This window comes from Phenylobacterium sp., assembly GCF_030680185.1.
Taxonomy (GTDB): Bacteria; Pseudomonadota; Alphaproteobacteria; order Caulobacterales; family Caulobacteraceae; genus Phenylobacterium.
Genome location: NZ_JAUXVZ010000033.1, coordinates 1 through 16,402 on the forward strand (window position 1 = coordinate 1; position 16,402 = coordinate 16,402).

19 protein-coding genes, 1 other RNA gene and 1 pseudogene are annotated in these 16,402 nt (G+C 68.2%); 9 read left to right on the forward strand and 12 right to left on the reverse strand.

Going from position 1 to position 16,402, the window contains the following annotated elements; translation table 11 throughout:
* Window positions 1–182 precede the first annotated feature (182 nt).
* The 4 genes from thiE to Q8L83_RS07790 are packed head-to-tail and all read right to left on the reverse strand — an operon-like array spanning window position 183 to window position 3,463.
* Window positions 183–848 (reverse strand): thiamine phosphate synthase, encoded by a 666-nt coding sequence (gene thiE, locus Q8L83_RS07775; protein ID WP_305285756.1) that lies wholly within the window; start codon window positions 846–848, stop codon window positions 183–185.
* A gap of 41 nt (window positions 849–889) precedes the next feature.
* Window positions 890–1,042 (reverse strand): hypothetical protein, encoded by a 153-nt coding sequence (locus Q8L83_RS07780; RefSeq protein WP_305285757.1) that lies wholly within the window; start codon window positions 1,040–1,042, stop codon window positions 890–892.
* The gene (gene cydB, locus Q8L83_RS07785; protein WP_305285758.1) at window positions 1,026–2,051 is read right to left on the reverse strand and encodes a cytochrome d ubiquinol oxidase subunit II; all 1,026 of its coding nucleotides are present in this window, start codon (window positions 2,049–2,051) and stop codon (window positions 1,026–1,028) included. Before cydB ends, Q8L83_RS07780 begins: the two co-directional genes overlap by 17 nt.
* Window positions 2,051–3,463 (reverse strand): cytochrome ubiquinol oxidase subunit I, encoded by a 1,413-nt coding sequence (locus Q8L83_RS07790; protein WP_305285759.1) that lies wholly within the window; start codon window positions 3,461–3,463, stop codon window positions 2,051–2,053. Before Q8L83_RS07790 ends, cydB begins: the two co-directional genes overlap by 1 nt.
* 183 nt (window positions 3,464–3,646) lie before the next feature.
* Between Q8L83_RS07790 and Q8L83_RS07795 the strand changes: the two genes are divergently transcribed.
* Together Q8L83_RS07795 and bfr are read left to right on the forward strand one after the other, a co-directional pair.
* Window positions 3,647–3,832, forward strand: coding sequence for a bacterioferritin-associated ferredoxin (locus Q8L83_RS07795; RefSeq protein WP_305285760.1), 186 nt, complete (start codon window positions 3,647–3,649; stop codon window positions 3,830–3,832).
* 133 nt (window positions 3,833–3,965) lie between these two features.
* A complete protein-coding gene (gene bfr, locus Q8L83_RS07800) occupies window positions 3,966–4,445 on the forward strand; it encodes a bacterioferritin (protein ID WP_305285761.1) in 480 nt (159 codons plus the stop codon).
* 81 nt (window positions 4,446–4,526) lie between these two features.
* Here bfr and fba read toward each other — a convergent pair whose 3' ends face one another.
* From fba to tkt, 6 genes are all read right to left on the reverse strand, one after another.
* Window positions 4,527–5,612 (reverse strand): class II fructose-bisphosphate aldolase, encoded by a 1,086-nt coding sequence (fba, locus tag Q8L83_RS07805; RefSeq protein ID WP_305285762.1) that lies wholly within the window; start codon window positions 5,610–5,612, stop codon window positions 4,527–4,529.
* A gap of 31 nt (window positions 5,613–5,643) precedes the next feature.
* The gene (gene pgk, locus Q8L83_RS07810; RefSeq protein WP_305285763.1) at window positions 5,644–6,834 is read right to left on the reverse strand and encodes a phosphoglycerate kinase; all 1,191 of its coding nucleotides are present in this window, start codon (window positions 6,832–6,834) and stop codon (window positions 5,644–5,646) included.
* Between the two features lie 91 nt (window positions 6,835–6,925).
* Window positions 6,926–7,933 carry a type I glyceraldehyde-3-phosphate dehydrogenase gene (gene gap, locus Q8L83_RS07815; RefSeq protein WP_305285764.1) on the reverse strand — a complete coding sequence of 336 codons (1,008 nt, stop codon included), beginning with the start codon at window positions 7,931–7,933 and terminating at the stop codon, window positions 6,926–6,928.
* Between the two features lie 146 nt (window positions 7,934–8,079).
* Window positions 8,080–8,562, reverse strand: a complete 483-nt coding sequence (locus Q8L83_RS07820; RefSeq protein WP_305285765.1) for a GNAT family N-acetyltransferase — start codon at window positions 8,560–8,562, stop codon at window positions 8,080–8,082.
* Between the two features lie 3 nt (window positions 8,563–8,565).
* Complete coding sequence (purT, locus tag Q8L83_RS07825; RefSeq protein WP_305285766.1) at window positions 8,566–9,765, reverse strand: formate-dependent phosphoribosylglycinamide formyltransferase; 1,200 nt, start codon at window positions 9,763–9,765, stop codon at window positions 8,566–8,568.
* Window positions 9,766–9,769: 4 nt separating this feature from the next.
* Complete coding sequence (gene tkt, locus Q8L83_RS07830; protein ID WP_305285767.1) at window positions 9,770–11,740, reverse strand: transketolase; 1,971 nt, start codon at window positions 11,738–11,740, stop codon at window positions 9,770–9,772.
* Between the two features lie 147 nt (window positions 11,741–11,887).
* Between tkt and Q8L83_RS07835 the strand changes: the two genes are divergently transcribed.
* From Q8L83_RS07835 to Q8L83_RS07860, 6 genes are all read left to right on the forward strand, one after another.
* The gene (locus Q8L83_RS07835) at window positions 11,888–12,259 is read left to right on the forward strand and encodes a DUF4164 family protein (RefSeq protein WP_305285768.1); all 372 of its coding nucleotides are present in this window, start codon (window positions 11,888–11,890) and stop codon (window positions 12,257–12,259) included.
* A gap of 3 nt (window positions 12,260–12,262) precedes the next feature.
* Window positions 12,263–12,589 carry a cell division protein ZapA gene (locus tag Q8L83_RS07840; RefSeq protein ID WP_305285769.1) on the forward strand — a complete coding sequence of 109 codons (327 nt, stop codon included), beginning with the start codon at window positions 12,263–12,265 and terminating at the stop codon, window positions 12,587–12,589.
* A gap of 68 nt (window positions 12,590–12,657) precedes the next feature.
* Window positions 12,658–12,820, forward strand: a non-coding RNA gene (ssrS, locus tag Q8L83_RS07845) — 6S RNA.
* Window positions 12,821–12,950: 130 nt separating this feature from the next.
* Window positions 12,951–13,376 (forward strand): DUF1493 family protein, encoded by a 426-nt coding sequence (locus Q8L83_RS07850; RefSeq protein WP_305285770.1) that lies wholly within the window; start codon window positions 12,951–12,953, stop codon window positions 13,374–13,376.
* 153 nt (window positions 13,377–13,529) lie between these two features.
* Window positions 13,530–14,099, forward strand: a complete 570-nt coding sequence (locus Q8L83_RS07855; RefSeq protein WP_305285771.1) for a 5-formyltetrahydrofolate cyclo-ligase — start codon at window positions 13,530–13,532, stop codon at window positions 14,097–14,099.
* A 9-nt stretch (window positions 14,100–14,108) separates the two neighbouring features.
* The gene (locus Q8L83_RS07860; RefSeq protein WP_300579285.1) at window positions 14,109–14,945 is read left to right on the forward strand and encodes a TIGR00282 family metallophosphoesterase; all 837 of its coding nucleotides are present in this window, start codon (window positions 14,109–14,111) and stop codon (window positions 14,943–14,945) included.
* A gap of 16 nt (window positions 14,946–14,961) precedes the next feature.
* Here the strand turns inward: Q8L83_RS07860 and Q8L83_RS07865 are convergent, their stop codons facing one another.
* Entirely contained in the window at window positions 14,962–15,612 is a 651-nt protein-coding gene (locus tag Q8L83_RS07865) for a hypothetical protein (RefSeq protein ID WP_305285772.1), read from the reverse strand.
* 147 nt (window positions 15,613–15,759) lie between these two features.
* Here Q8L83_RS07865 and Q8L83_RS07870 point away from each other — a divergent pair, with 147 nt between their 5' ends.
* A complete protein-coding gene (locus Q8L83_RS07870; RefSeq protein WP_305285774.1) occupies window positions 15,760–16,113 on the forward strand; it encodes a phage holin family protein in 354 nt (117 codons plus the stop codon).
* A gap of 72 nt (window positions 16,114–16,185) precedes the next feature.
* On the opposite strand, the pseudogene groEL reads toward Q8L83_RS07870, so the two are convergent.
* Window positions 16,186–16,402: pseudogene (gene groEL, locus Q8L83_RS07875) on the reverse strand (chaperonin GroEL); the annotation flags it as partial.

Below are 16,402 nucleotides of genomic sequence, written 5' to 3' on the forward strand. Positions count from 1 at the left end.
GAGCCCGCGCGCGGCCTTGCGGGCGGCGTCGGACATGACTTTCAGAAGTGCGGTTTGCGTGGCCACGGTCTGTTCCAGTGCGCGCAAGGGACGGGCGGCGGTGGTCGGCGCTCGGGCGGGAAATGGGCGGCGGAACCTAGTAGCCACGCCGTCTTATGGCAAGGCGGGGTGTCGCGCGGCGCCTAGGCTTGCGCCTGGGCTCGGGCGGCGAGGCCGCGGGCGATGGCGGCGTTCAGCGCCCGGACGGCGGCGGCCGGTCCCTCGGAATGGGCCCAGACCCCGGCCGAGACGGCCAGGAAGTCCGCGCCTGCGGCGACCAGGCCCTCGGCGTTGTCGGCGGTGATTCCGCCGATGGCCACGCAGGGGACCTCCATGGACTCCTGCCAGATGGTCAGCAGTTCGGGCTCGGCCCGGGTCGGCGCGTCCTTGGTGGTCGTGGGAAAGAAGGCGCCGAAGGCCACATAGTCGGCGCCGGCCTCGGCGGCCTCCATCGCCAGGTGGCGGCTGTCATGACAGGTGACGCCGATCATGGCGTCCTTGCCCATGATCCTGCGGGCTTCGCGACAGGGGGGATCGTCCTGCCCCACATGGACCCCGTCGCATTTCAGGGCGGCGGCGAGATCCGGGCGGTCGTTGAGGATCACGGCCACGTCCCGGCTGTGGGCGATCGGCAGGATCACGTCCACGGCCGCGGCGATCACCTCGTCGGGGGCGCCCTTCAGCCGGATCTGCAGGGCGGCGACGTCGCCCGCGTCCAGGGTCTCGGCCAGGGTGCGGCCAAAGGCCGCCAGATCGTCGAGGGCGGGCGGCGTGATCAGATAGAGGCGGCAATCGGGGGGCGTGGTCATGACCCGCTTCTAGCCCCACGCCGGGGCGAAGGGGAGGGGGCTCATTCCAGGCCGAGCAGGGCGCGCAGGCTGTAGGCGACCACGCCGGTGGCCGCCATCCCGGCCAGGGCCAGGACGACGAACCAGGCGAGGCGCCGCGTCAGAGGCCGCCGGGGGGCGTCGGCGTCTGGCGGTCCCTCAATGATATCCGGCATCGGCGCCCACCTTGCCGCGGAAGACCCAGTAGACCCAGACGGTGTAGGCCAGGATCACCGGCAGCAGGATCGCCACCCCAACCAGCATCAGGCCGAGCGCATTCTCCGCCGAGGCCGCCTGGCGGAAGGTCAGGTCATAGGGGACGATGTTGGGGAAGAAGCCGACCGCCAGACCCAGATAGCCCGAGACGAAGACGGTCAGCGCGCCGAGGAAGGGCGCCACATGACCGCCGCTGGCGAGCCCCCGCACGACTAGGGCCAGGCCGGCCAGCCCCAGGAGCGGAATGGGCGAGAGCAGGCCCAGGCGGGCGAAATCAAAGGCGCCGTCCTCGAAGCCCCAGCGGATGGCCACCAGCGGATGAACGAACAGGGTCGCGACGCTGACCACCGCCAGCAGGGCGGCGCTGGCGATCACGGCCTTCCAGGCCCACCGCCGGGCGTCGCCGTGCAGATCATCCTCGGTGCGCCAGATGAGCCAGGTGGAGCCTAGCAGGGTGTAGCCGGCGGTCAGGCCCACAGCCACCAGCAGGGTGTAGGGGGTCAGCCAGTCGAAGGCGCCGCCGCCGAAGGCCTCGCCCTCCAGGGTCACGCCCTGGATGAAGCCCCCCAGCACCAGGCCCTGGGCGAGCGCGGCCACGGTCGAGCCGCCGGCGAAGGCGGCGGTCCAGAAGGCCTTGCCCCGCGTCCGTCCCCGGGCGCGGAATTCGAAGGCCACGCCGCGCAGGATCAGGGCCATCATCATCAGCAGGATGGGGATGTAGAGCGCCGGCATGATGACCGCATAGGCCAGCGGAAAGGCGGCGAAGAGCCCGCCGCCGCCCAGCACCAGCCAGGTCTCGTTGCCGTCCCAGAAGGGGGCGATGGTGTTCATCATCGTGTCGCGGTCGCGGGGCGAGCGGGCGAAGGGAAACAGGATGCCAATGCCGAGGTCGAAGCCGTCGAGCATCACATAGAGCAGCACCGCCAACGCGATGATGCCGGCCCAGATGAGCGGCAGGTCGAGGTCCATCAGCGGTCCTCCCGGGGGTTGGCTTCGCCGGGGTTCTCTGGCGCCGCCCCCAAGGCCCAGCCGGGCGGCCGGTCCTGCGTGGGCGGGGCCTCATGGGCGCCGGCCAGCGGCCCTTCGGCCAGCATCCGCAGAATGTAGAGGGCGCCGACGCTGAAGACGATCGCATAGACCACCAGGAAGGCCAGCAGCGAGGCCGACACTGAGCCGGCGCCGATGGGCGAAACGGCGTCCTCCGTGCGCAGAATTCCGTAGATGACATAGGGCTGGCGGCCAACCTCGGCGACGATCCAGCCGGAGATCACGGCGACGAACCCGGCCGGCCCCATGGCGACACAGGCGCGCAGGAAGGCGGGGCTGCGCGCGATGCGTCCGCGCCAGGCCAGCCAGGCGCCCCAGAAGCCCAGGGCGATCATGGCCAGGCCGAGACCCACCATGAGCCGGAAGGCCCAGAAGACGATGAAGACCGGCGGGCGATCCTCGGGCGCGAAGGCCTTGAGCCCCTGAACCTCGGCCTCGGTCGAGCCGGCGGTGATCAGGCTGCCGAGCTTGGGGATGGAGAGCTCCCAGTGATTGCCCTCGATCTCACGGTCCGGCCAGGCGGCGATATGGAAGGCCTGCTCGGTGCGGGTCTCCCAGAAGGCCTCGATGGCAGCCAGCTTGGCCGGCTGGTGATGCATGACGTCCTTGCCCGACAGGTCGCCCACCAGCAGCTGCAGGGGGGCGACGATGGCCAGCATGCCGATCGCCATCTTCAGCGCCATGGCCGATTCCGGCTCGGTGGCGTCTCGCAGCAGCCGGTAGGCGCTGGCTGCGGCCACCACAAGGGCGGTGGTCAGATAGGCCGCCAGCACCATGTGGGCCAGACGCTCGGGGAAGGTCGGCGAGAAGATCACCTGCAGCCAGTTCACCGCCACCAGACCCTCTTCGAGCGTGCCGGCGAACCCCGAAGGGCTCTGCATCCAGCTGTTGGCCGAGATGATCCAGAAGGCCGAGGTGAGCGTGCCGAAAGCCACCAGGACGGTGGAGGCGAAGTGGAGGCCCGGCCCCACCTTCTTCCAGCCGAACAGCATGACACCCAGGAAGCTCGCCTCCAGGAAGAAGGCGGCCAGGACCTCGAAGGCGAAGAGCGGTCCGATCACCGGGCCGGCCACCGCGGAGAAGACGCTCCAGTTGGTGCCGAGCTGGTAGCTCATCACCACGCCGCTCACCACGCCCATGCCGAACGAGATGGCGAACACCTTCACCCAGAACAGATAGAGGGTCTTGAAGGTCTCGTTTCGGGTCGTGAGCCAAAGCCCCTCAAGGACGGCGAGGTAACTCGCAAGTCCAATGGTGAAGCTTGGAAAGATGATGTGAAACGCAATCGTGAACGCGAACTGGATTCGCGACAGGAGCAGCGCGTCGAAGTCCATCTGGTCTCACTCCCCAGGCGGCAGTCGCGGTGGTGGGACTCTTGCGCCTAAGAGGGCTGCAGACCAAGTCGCGGCCGCGCGACATACGGTCGCGCCAAAAGGCGGCGTTCAAGCTGCAAATGATTTGCAAGCACGTTCGCATCTGCTAGATATCGATCCGTCGCTTGGGGAGTCGCACCGCTCGTGTACGTTTGTAATTGCAACGGTATTCGCGAACGCGAAGTCCGCGCCGCGGTCGCCGCCGGCGCCAGCCGCCCGTCGGAAATCTTCAAGGCCTATGACGCCAAGCCCCAGTGCGCGCGCTGCGTCTGCGACATGCGCGAGTATCTGCAGGAACAGCGCGAAGCCCTGCGCTACGCCGCCGAATAGGCAGGCCGTCTCCCCGCGCCGGACGACTTTCTTCGCCAGCGCAAATCACTTGCAAACATAGGCTTTGACACCAGGCGGTCCTCGCATGAGGTTGCGCGCAAATCTGTTTGTGACGTGAGGAAAGGAGCCCCCTATGCAGGGCGACAAGGCAATTATTCGACTGCTCAACGCAGTGCTCACCAATGAGCTGACTGCGGTGAACCAGTATTTCCTGCACGCGCGCATGTTCGAGAACTGGGGTCTGCGCCGTCTGGGCAAGATCGTCTATGAAGAGTCGATCGGCGAGATGAAGCATGCCGACAAGCTGATCAACCGCATCCTCTTCCTTGAGGGCCTGCCCAATCTGCAGGACCTGCACAAGCTGAAGGTCGGCGAGAGCGTCGGCGAATGCCTGGAGTCCGACCTCGCCGTCGAGACCGGCGGCCGTGTGACCCTGATCGAAGGCATCAAGCTCTGCGAGAGCGTCGCCGACTATGTGTCGCGCGAACTGCTGCGGGAGATCCTCAGCGATACCGAGGAGCACATCGACTATCTCGAAACCCAGCTGATGCTGCTGAAGTCCCTGGGCGAGGCCAATTACATGCAGAGCGCCATGGGCGACATGGAAGGCTAAACACCTTCGGATCAGACAGACGAAAAAGGCCGGTCAGGGTGTCCTGGCCGGCCTTCTGCGTTTCTGGGCCTGTCGGCTCGCCTATTCGGCGGCCTGGCGGGTGACGCCGATCTTCGGATTCAGCTCGCCGGCGGCATAGCGCTTGGCCATGACCGAGAGCGGCAGCGGCTTGATCTTGTCGGCCCAGCCGGCCGTGCCGAACTCTTCGAAGCGCTGGCGCACCACGACGCTCATGGCGTCCATGGCGGGCTTCAGATACTTGCGCGGGTCGAACTCGCCGGGGTTCTCGGCGAACACCTTGCGGATGGCGCCGGTCATGGCCATCCGGTTGTCGGTGTCGATATTGATCTTGCGCACGCCGTGCTTGATGCCGCGCTGGATCTCTTCCACCGGCACGCCCCAGGTCTGGGGCATCTGGCCGCCATACTGGTTGATGATGTCCTGCAGGTCCTGCGGCACCGAGGACGAGCCGTGCATCACCAGATGGGTGTTGGGCAGGCGGCGGTGAATTTCCTCGATCACGTTCATGGCCAGGACGTCGCCGTCCGGCTTGCGGGTGAACTTGTAGGCGCCGTGGCTGGTGCCCATGGCGATGGCGAGCGCATCGACCTCGGTGGCCTTGACGAACTCGACCGCCTGGTCGGGATCGGTCAGCAGCTGGGAGTGGTCCAGCTTGCCCTCGAAGCCGTGGCCGTCCTCCTTCTCGCCTTCGCCGGTCTCCAGGCTGCCCAGGATGCCGAGCTCGCCCTCGACCGAGGCGCCGACCCAGTGGGCCATGTCCACCACGTTGCGGGTGACCTTGACGTTGTAGTCGTAGTCGGCCGGCGTCTTGCCGTCGCCCTTCAGCGAGCCGTCCATCATCACCGAGGTGAAGCCGAACTGGATCGCCGTGGCGCAGGTGGCCTCGTTGTTCCCGTGGTCCTGATGCATGCAGATCGGGATGTGCGGATACATCTCGGCCAGCGCATCGATCAGGTGCTTCAGCACGATGTCGTTGGCGTAGGAGCGCGCGCCGCGGCTGGCCTGGATGATGACTGGCGCGTTGACGGCGTTGGCCGCCTCCATGATCGCCAGGCCTTGTTCCATATTGTTGATGTTGAACGCCGGCACGCCATAGCTGTGCTCGGCGGCATGGTCGAGAAGCTGTCGCAGGGTAATCCGGGCCATCGCGGTATCCGTCCGTTTCTCTTCTTGTCTCTTACTGGCTCAGAGCCGCCACACCGGGCAGGGTCTTGCCTTCCATCCATTCAAGGAACGCGCCGCCGGCCGTCGAGACGAAGGTGAAGTCCTCCGCGCAGCCGGCTGCGTTCAGGGCCGCCACCGTATCACCCCCGCCGGCCACAGCCACCAGTCGACCTGATTTCACCAGCTCGGCGGCGTGTTTCGCTGCTGAAACGGTCGCCTTGTCGAAGGGCGGCATCTCGAACACGCCCAGCGGGCCGTTCCAGATCAGGGTCTTGGAATTGTCCATCGCCCGGCAGAGACGCTCAATCGTCTCTGGACCGGCGTCGAGGATGCGTTCGTGCTCGTCCACGGCGCCCAGGGTGCGGACTCGCGCCGGCGCGCCCGGCGCCATCTTCTCGGCCACCACGATGTCGAGGGGCAGGAAGAGCTTGCAGTTGTGCTGGCCGGCCAGGCGGATGATGTCCCGGGCGGTCTCGGCCATGTCCTTCTCGCAGTAGGACGCGCCGACCTCGTGGCCCTGGGCGTAGAGGAAGGTGTTGGCCATGCCGCCGCCGATGGCCAACTTGTCGAGCTTGGTCACCAGGTGGCTGAGCAGGTCGAGCTTGGTCGAGACCTTCGAGCCGCCGACGATGCCGAGGACCGGGCGCTCGGGCTTGCCCAGCGCCTTGTCCAGAGCCGACAGTTCCAGGCGCATCTGCTCGCCGGCATAGGCGGGCAGAATGTGGGCCAGGCCCTCGGTGGAGGCGTGGGCCCGGTGCGCGGCCGAGAAGGCGTCGTTCACATAAAGGTCGCCATTGGCGGCCAGAGCCTTGGCGAAGGCGGGGTCGTTGCCCTCTTCGCCGGCGTGGAAGCGGACGTTCTCCAGCAGCAGCACGTCGCCGGGTTCCAGGGCGTCCACCGCAGCGGCGGCGGCCTCGCCGACGCAGTCGGCGGCGAAGGCCACCGGCCCGCCGAGCACCTTGGCCAGGGCCTGGACGATGGGCTCCAGGCTCATCGATGGCACGACCTTGCCCTTCGGGCGGTCGAAGTGGGCGAGCAGCACCACCTTGGCGCCGCCCTGGCGCAGCTTCTGGATGGTCGGGACCGCAGCCTGAAGGCGGGTGTCGTCGGACACCTCCCCCTCATGCATCGGCACATTGAAGTCCACCCGCACCAGGGCGCGCTGGCCCTTCAGGTCGGCGTCGTCGAGGGTCTTGAAGGTCATCGGCTTCCAGCGGTCAGGGCGTGGGCGGCGGGCCGCGCCCGGGCCAGGACCCGGGCGCATCGGCCTCGAGGGCGAACGTCCGGGCAGCCGATCAGATCAGCTTGGCCATGGCGAGCGCGGTGTCGCTCATCCGGGTCGAGAAGCCCCACTCGTTGTCATACCAGGACAGGACCCGGCCGAGCTGGCCTTCGATCACCTGGGTCTGGGGCAGGGCCGCGGTGGAGGAGGCGGCGATGTGGTTCAGGTCGATGGAGACCAGCGGGTCGTTGGACGTTTCCAGCACGCCCTTCATGGCGCCGTCGGCGGCGGCCTGCAGGGCGGCGTTGATCTCGTCCTTGGTCACCTTGCGGCCGGGCACGAACTTCAGGTCGACCACCGAGACATTGGGGGTCGGCACGCGGATCGAGGAGCCGTCCAGCTTGCCGGCCAGCTCGGGCAGCACCAGGCCGACGGCCTTGGCCGCGCCGGTGGAGGTGGGGATCATGGACATGGCCGCGGCGCGGCCGCGGTAGAGGTCCTTGTGCATGGTGTCCAGGGTCGGCTGGTCGCCGGTGTAGGAATGGATCGTGGTCATGTAGCCACGCTCGATGCCGCACAGGTCGTGGATCACCTTGGCGATCGGGGCCAGGCAGTTGGTGGTGCACGAGGCGTTGGAGACCACCAGGTCGTCCTTGGTCAGGACGTCGTGGTTCACGCCGAAGACGATGGTCTTGTCGGCGTTGTCGCAAGGGGCGCTGACCAGCACGCGCTTGGCGCCGGCTTCCAGGTGGGCGCTGGCCTTTTCCTTGGTGGTGAACAGGCCGGTGCATTCCAGGGCGATGTCGACGCCCAGTTCCTTGTGCGGCAGCTCGGCCGGGTTGCGGATGGCCGTCACCTTGATCGGCCCGCGGCCCACATCGATGGTGTCGCCGTCCACGGTGACCGTGCCGGGGAAGCGGCCATGCACGCTGTCATAGCGCAGCAGGTGGGCGTTGGTCTCCACCGGCCCCAGGTCGTTGATCGCCACCACTTCGATGTCGGTGCGGCCATGCTCGATGATCGAGCGCAGGACGAGCCTGCCGATGCGGCCGAAACCGTTGATGGCGACGCGGACGGTCATGATGGGAGTCTCCTGCGAGCTGCTGGGCCGGTAGGCGGTGATTTCCGATTGATTTGCAGGGGTTTTGTGCGGGCGCGCTCGCGGGAGTCAAGGGGAAGTGAGCCCGATCTGTCCGACCAGCGGGCGAATGTGATCCGGCGCAGGTTTCAACCCACGCGAAAGCGGTAGACGCGCCGATCCGCCAGGGAGATCTCCGTCGCCTCGTGAGCGCCGGCCGCAGCGATCGCCCGCGGCCAGAAGGCCAGGGCCGGCGCCGTGGCCTCATAGACCTGAAGCTCCCAGAGGCCCGGTGTCGTGGCGAAGACGGCGCGGGCGGCGGCCAGGCCTATCCCCGCGCGGCGCCATGTCGGAAGGATGCAGAACTCCGCGACCGCGGCGTCGCACCCCAGGCCGGATGGCGAATAGCGGTTCACCAGCGCAAATCCCGCTGCATCATCGCCCACGCTGATCCAGAAGGGCCGCCGTTCGGCCTGTGTCCAGTAGGCGTCGAAATGGGGATAGTCGGTGGGATCGCCGTGACGTCCCTCCGGGTCGACGATGTCGGCATGGGCGATCAGGTAAGGATCGAGGAGGCGGCGAAGCTCGGGCTTCTCCGCGAGCGCCACCGGGGCCAGCCGAACCTCGACCACCGCCTAGTCCCCCGCGACCACCCGGACCTTGGCCGCCGCCTCCACCGCCCGGGCGCGGGCGGCCTCGATGGTCGCAGCTCGAGCCAGCGCCACGCCCATGCGCCGACGCGCAAAGGCCTCGGGCTTGCCGAATAGCCGCAGGTCCGCGCCTGGCACGGCCAGGGCCTCGGCGACACCTTCGAAGGCCACGCCGCGGGCCTCCATGCCGCCATAGATCACTGCGCTGGCGCCGGGCTCGCGAAGGGTCACGTCCACCGGCAGGCCCAGGATCGCCCGGGCGTGCAGGGCGAATTCGCTCTGCACCTGGGTGGCGAGCGTCACCAGGCCCGTGTCGTGGGGCCTTGGGCTGACCTCGGAGAACCAGACCTCGTCGCCCTTCACGAACAGCTCGACCCCGAACAGGCCCAGGCCCCCCAGGCTTGCGGTGACGCGGCCAGAGATGTCGCGGGCGCGCTTCAGGGCCAGCGGGCTCATGGCCTGCGGCTGCCAGCTCTCCACATAGTCGCCCTTGACCTGGCGATGACCGATGGGTTCGCAGAAGTGGGTGGCCAGCTCGCCGTCCGGCCCGCGGGCGCGCACGGTCAACTGGGTGATCTCGAAGTCGAAATCGATGCGGCCCTCGACGATCATCCGGGCCTGCTCGACCCGGCCGCCTTCGAGGGCGTAGCGCCAGGCCTCGGCGACGCCTGCGGCGTCCTCCACATAGGACTGGCCCTTGCCGGAGGATGACATCACCGGCTTGACGAAGCAGGGATAGCCCACCGCCGCAGCGCCCGCCGCCAGCTCGGCCTCGGTCGAAGCGAAGGCGTAGGGCGAGGTGGCCAGCCCCAGCTCCTCGGCGGCCAGCCGCCGGATGCCCTCGCGGTTCATGGTCAGCTGGGCGGCCCGGGCCGTGGGGATCACGACGGAAAGGCCCGACGCCTCGATCGCCGCCAGCTCGTCGGTGGCGATGGCCTCGATCTCGGGCACGATCAGATGGGGCCGCTCGGCCTCCACCAGGGCGCGCAGGGCGGCCGCATCCGTCATGGCGATGACGTGGCTGCGATGGGCCACCTGCATGGCGGGCGCATCGGCGTAGCGGTCGACGGCGATCACCTCGCAGCCCAGCCGCTGCAGCTCGATGGCCACCTCCTTGCCGAGCTCGCCCGAGCCCAGCAGCATGACGCGCAGGGCGCCCGGCGAGAGCGGCGTGCCCAGGCGCATGGGCCTAGACCTTGGCCTCGACGGCGTCGGCCAGGGCCTCGGCGGTGATGCCGAACTCCTTGTACAGGCGCTCATAGGGGGCGCTGGCGCCGAACCCGCTCATGCCGACGAAGACGCCGTCCTCGCCGATGAACCGCTCCCAGCCCTGGCTGACGGCGGCTTCCACCGCGGCGCGCACCGGCGCCTTGCCGATCACCGAGGCGCGGTATTCGGGGCTCTGGGCGAAGAACAGCTCCCAGCAGGGGACTGAGACCACCCGGGTCGGCACGCCCTTGGCCTGCAGCAGGTCGCGGGCCGCCAGTGCGATGGAGACCTCCGAGCCGGTGGAGAAGATCGTGGCCTTGGCCTCGCCGTCAGCGGCGCGCAACTCATAGGCGCCCCGGGCCGACAGATTCTCGCCCGCAGGCTCGGTCCGCGCGGCCGGGACCTTCTGGCGCGACAGGGCCATGATCGAGGGCGTGGCGGGCGTGGACAGGGCCAGCTTCCAGCACTCGGCGGCTTCCACCGCATCGGCCGGGCGATAGACGTTGAGGTTGGGCATGGCCCGCAGGGCGGCCAGGTGCTCCACCGGCTGGTGGGTGGGGCCGTCTTCGCCCAGGCCGATGGAGTCGTGGGTCATCACATGGATCACCCGCACGCCCATCAGGGCGCCGAGCCGGATGGCCGGGCGGCTATAGTCGGAGAACACCATGAAGGTGCCGGAATAGGGGATGACCCCCCCATGCAGGGCCATGCCGTTCATGGCCGCGGCCATGCCGTGCTCGCGGATGCCGTAATGCACATAGCGGCCGGCATAGTCGGGCGCGTCGAAGGCGGGCGTGCCCTTGACGAAGGTGTTGTTGGAGCCGGTCAGGTCGGCCGAGCCGCCGACCATTTCCGGGATCGCCGGGACCAGCTGCTCCAGGGCCGCGCCGGAATGGACCCGGGTGGCGTTGGCCGGCGCGGTGTTGGCCATCTCGGCGATGTGGGCGTCCAGGCGCGCGAAGGCGTCCGCGGGCAGTTCGCCGGCCATGGCCCGCTGGAACTCGGCCTTCAGCGGCGAAGCGCCCAGCGCCTTCTCCCAGCTCTTGCGGACCTTGCGGCCCTTCCGGCCGGCCGCGCGCCAGGGCTTGTAGACTTCGTCGGGGATGACGAAGGGCTCGTGGCTCCAGCCCAGGGCCACGCGGGAATCGGCGATCTCGTCGTCGAACAGGGTGTAGCCGTGGCTGTGGGGGTCGCCCTCCTTGCGGCCGGCGCCCTTAGAGATCTTGGTCTTGCAGGCGATCATGGTCGGCTTGTCCTGCCGCGTGGCCCAGCGCAGGGCCGCGGCGATCTTGCCGAAGTCATGGCCGTCCACGGCCTTCACCGCCCAGCCGGCGGCCTTGAAGCGAGCCATCTGGTCGCCGGTCTCGGCGATGGTCGCCTCGCCGTCGATGGTGGTGTTGTTGTCGTCGAACAGGACGGTCAGCTTGTGCAGCTTGAAGCGCCCGGCCATGGAGATGGCCTCCTGGCTGACGCCCTCCATCAGGCAGCCGTCGCCGGCCACGACCCAGGTGCGGTGATCGACCAGATCATCGCCGAAGCGGCCCGCCAGGTGACGCTCCGCCATGGCCATGCCGACGGCCGTCGCGATGCCCTGGCCCAGGGGGCCGGTGGTGGTCTCGACGCCCGGCGTGTGGCCGTATTCCGGATGGCCGGCGGTCTTGGAGCCCCACTGACGGAAGTTGCGGATCTCGTCCATGGTGACGTCTTCGAACCCGGTCAGGTGCAGGAGCGAATAGATCAGCATCGAGCCATGGCCCGCCGAGAGCACGAAGCGGTCGCGGTCGGCCCAGTCGGGCGCCGCGGCGTCATACTTCAGGAACTTGGACCACAGGACGGCGGCCACGTCGGCCATGCCCATGGGCATCCCCTGGTGCCCCGACTTGGCGCGGTGGACGGCGTCCATCGAGAGGACACGGATGGCGTCGGCCATGGTCTGGAGCTGTGCGGGCATGGGCGTTCCGGGAAGTCTTAAAGGTCATCGGGCGGGGGCAGAGGCTGGCGGGGTCGCATGCACCGGGGCGGCGGTCAAGAAATGCGCCGCTTTCGGGCCGCGCCCGGCGCAGTCTATAGATTAACGGTCACACCTCTGGAGTCCTGAATGTTCCGTGATCCCGCAAGCGAAAGCGCCATCGACCAGGCCGCAAAGCGGCTGGAGCGCGCCGTCGCCCTGCTGGAACAGCGCCTGGGCGAAATGAAGCGCCGCGACGCCGCCGACACCGGCGGCCTGTTCGACCAGGATCGCGCCCGGCTGGCCGCTGATCTCGACCAGGCCCGCGCCCGCCAGCACGAGCTGGAGAGCGCCGGCGCCGAGGCCTCGGCGGCGCTGGGCCGCGCCATCGTCGAGATCCGCGAGGCCCTGGAGGGCGAGGGCTCGGAACCTGAGGACGAGCCGGCCCTTCCGTTCGGAGATGAGGCGGTAGACGACGACGAGGGCGCTTCGCCGCCCTGGTCGGAATCGAGGGAGGACTGACCCATGGCCCAGGTGACCATCGAGGTGAACGGCCGCCCCTATCAGGTGGGCTGCGAGGACGGGCAGGAAGGCCACCTGATCGAACTGGCCCGGCTGTTCGACCGTCAGGTGCGGGCGGTGTCCCAGGACATGGGCCAGCTGACCGATACGCGCCTGTTCCTGATGGGCGCCCTGCTGCTGGCCGACGAACTGGCTGATTCCCGCAGCCGCATGTCGAGCATCCAGGCCGAGCTGGCGCGGCTGCAATCGGACCAGGCCCGCATCGAATCCAAGGCCGTCGCGGCCCTGGACGGCGCGGCCAAGCGCATCGAAAAGCTCGCCGCCGAATAGGCGCCAAGCGGCCATCGTCTCATGCCGCTTGTGGTGGGGCCGCAGACTCCCTAATTTAGGACCCGGCGGGTCTGCTGTGGCTCACGTCGAAGGCAACCTAATTCCTCCGACCTTAATTGTCTCAAAGGGAGCTGTCCCTGTCCGGCGCCGTGGCCCCGGACACATGGCGCCCACCTGGTTATCCAGGTCTGAGGGGATTAAAATCGTCCTTCACGGTTCTCACGGCGCCGCCACCCTTGCTCCCTGATCGTTTAGCGGTTGCCCTGGGCGCCCGTGGCTCTCTCCGGGGTCAGTCCGCTTTGGGTGGCAAGCGGTCGTTGGTTCGCTTTAGGATCGAGCCGCATTGGCGTATCGAGGGTGCATGAGCGATGCGGGCCTTCATCTAGCTGAATGGTTTGAAGGACTTCTCGGCGAGAAGCTTCCAACCAACGGCGACGCCGATCTGTTTGAGCGGTTCGGCATAGAAGGCGACGATGCATCCGAATTCATGGACAGCTTCGCAGCGCGGTTTGGGGTCGATGGCCAGAACTATCGCTGGTATTTCCATCACTCTGATGAAGGCACGAATATTGGCGCACTATTCTTTGCGCCTCCCTATCGGCGTGTGCAGCGGATACCGATCACCCCAAATATTCTGACCGAGGCCATTGAAACGAAGCAATGGCCAATCAACTACCCTCCCCATAAATTGCCGACCGTGCGGTGGGATGTTCGGGTGAACCAGTCTTTAATCTTGGTTCCGCTCGCCTTGATTGTGTTGTGGTTCTGGCAACGTTTCGTCCGCTAGGGGTCGATAAGGTTAGGGATCGGGCATCCACCACCCAGCCGCCGGATAACGCTCGCCAACTCGCCAACGGGAAAGCCTTGGCGTCGAACGCACCGGCTCCAATAGCTTGCGACAATTTCCCTAGAGGCCTTAGGTTCGGCTAAGAGCCTGGCGGTGAACCTTGTCTCCCACCAGAAGTCCGTTCTGCGCCGGCAGATGCGTAGCCTGCGCTTGGCGCTCGCCGCCGCTGACAGCCAGGCCGCGAGCCGCGCCGCCGCCCATGCGCCGCTCGCACGCCTGGGGACCGGCCCAGTGGCGGGCTACATCGCCCAGGGCGCCGAGCTTGATCCCGCCCCGCTGATGAACGTGCTGGCCAAAGCCGGGGTCAACCTCGCCCTGCCGGCGGCTGTGAGCCGGGAGGCGCCGCTGATCTTTCGGCCCTGGACCCCAGGCGCGGCCCTGTCGCCGGACGCCTTCGGAATCCCCGCGCCGCTCGCCGACCAGCCCCAGGTGTCGCCTACCGCCCTGATCGTGCCGTTGCTGGCCTTTGATCGCCGGGGCGGGCGCCTGGGGCAGGGGGCGGGCGTCTATGATCGGGCGATCGCGGCGCTGGGCGCAGAACACCGCCCCTTCCTTCTCGGCTACGCCTATGCCGGGCAGGAGGTCGAGGACTTGCCGCTGGAGCCGCACGATCAGCGGCTGGACGCCATATTGACGGAAGCCGGGCTGATCGAAGTCCGCTAGGATGACCTGATGCGTTTCGCCTTTTTCGGAGATGTCGTCGGCCGGTCCGGCCGCGAGGGTCTCGCCGACCACCTACCCATGTTGCGCCGCCAGCTCGGTCTCGAGTTCGTGGTCATCAACGCCGAGAACGCCGCCGCTGGTTTCGGGATCACCGAAAACACGGCGCGCGAGCTGTTCAACGCCGGCGCCGACTGCCTGACGCTGGGCAATCACTCCTGGGACCAGAAGGAGGCGCTGACCTATATCGTCCGCGAGCCCCGCCTGATCCGGCCGCTGAACTATTCGGTCCTGGCCGATGCGCCGGGCTGCGGCGCCAATCTGTTCGAAACCGAGTCTGGCCGGCGCATCCTGGTGATCAACCTGCTGGGCCGGGTGCACATGGATTCCCTCGACGACCCGTTCTCGGCGGTGGATCGGGAGCTGGAAAAGGCGCCGCTCGGCATGGTGTCGGACGCCATTCTGGTGGACATGCACGCCGAGGCCACCAGCGAGAAGATGGCCATGGGCCACTTCTGCGACGGCCGGGCGAGCCTGGTGGTGGGCACCCACACCCACGTGCCCACCGCCGACTGCCAGATCCTGCCCGGCGGCACCGCCTATCAGACCGACGCCGGCGCGTGCGCCGACTATGACAGCGTGATCGGCAACCAGAAGGAAGAGCCGCTGCGCCGCTTCACCACCCGCATCTCAGGCGGCCGCTACAAGCCCGCCGAAGGGCCGGCCACGGTCTGCGGCGTGTTCGTCGAGACCGACGACGCCACGGGCCTGGCGCGGCGGGTGGAGCCGATCCGTGTGGGCGGCCGTCTGTCGGAAACCATCCCCCAGGTGGACCTGGCCCGCGCCTGAAGGCTTAGGCCCTTCCTCAGCGCGGCGGCCGCGCGCCCGGCAGGGGCGGCAGGGTGTCCAGCGTCAGCACCCCGTCGCCGTCCAGGTCCAGCAGGTCGAAGCGTCGGGCGGCTGCGTTGCGCCACTCGATCTTGCTGACCCGCCCCGACAGGTCGGCGTCGGCGCCTCGCACCGGATGGGGCTCGTTCAGCAGGCCATAGCGCGCCGCCCCCTGGCGCTGGACGCCGGGTTCAGGCTTGCCCCGGCCAAACCCCAGCATGGGCCGGCGGGGCCGCTCGCCGTCCGCCCCAGGCCGTCCGCCAGGTCCTGCGCCGTCGGGTCGGGTTTCGCCCATGCGTGTGATCTCCGGGGCGATCTGGCGCTCATAGGTCTGGGACTCGAAGCCATCGATCACCCCATCCCCGTCGGTGTCCACCACGGCGAAGAAGCGCTCGGCGTCGGCTTCGAACTCGGGCCCGGTCAGCAGGGTGTCGGCGTCATGATCGGCGCCGGCGAACCAGGCCGCCAGGCCATCGCCGTCGCGAAAGGGCTCGCCGGACGGACTGATGAACAGACGCGCGGGCGGCCCGCCAGGCCCACGACCCGGTCCAGATTCGGCGGGCGTCTGCGCCGCCGCCGCGCTCGCCCAGAAGCCGCACAGGGCCAGCATGATCAGGGGTCGTGTCATGGAAATCCTCAGTCCCGCCCGCCCAAGGCCACGCTCTCAACTGCGTATGCGGCGAAAATGGGCCGGCAGGGTGACGGGGCTCACGCCATCGGCGATTATGCCCGCCGATCCGGCGGCGCCAGGCCGCCTGCTGCAGGAGCCGACATGCTGGCCAGGTTCATCGTCCGCGCCGTCTTCGCCGCCATCGGCCTGTGGCTGTCTTCGATGCTGGTGGCGGGGTTGGCCTTCACCGATACGACCAGCCTGATCCTGGCGGCCATCCTGCTGGGGCTGGTCAACGCCGTCCTGCGGCCGATCCTGTTCATCCTGACCCTGCCGCTGACCCTGATGACGCTGGGCCTGTTCCTGCTGATCCTGAATGCGGCGATGATCGGCCTGGTGGCGGTCCTGCTGGACGGCTTCATCATCGATGGCCTGTGGCCGGGCCTGGTGGCCGCCATCGTCACCGGCCTGACCAGCTGGCTCGGCCACATGATCATCCGCGACGACAAGGGCCGCTGAGCGGGCAAAGAAAAAGGGCGGAGCCGTGAGGCTCCGCCCTTCTCGTCTTGAGAAAGCCTGGGAGGGCTGGACTTAGAAGTCCATGCCACCCATGCCGCCCATGTCGGGCATGCCGCCGCCGGCAGGCGCGTTCTTCTTCGGCGCCTCGACGATGGCCGCTTCGGTGGTGATCAGCAGGCCGGCGACCGAAGCCGCGTCCTGCAGAGCCGTCCGGACGACCTTGGCCGGGTCGATGACGCCAGCCTGGACCATGTCGACATATTCTTCGGTCTGGGCGTTGAAGCCGAAG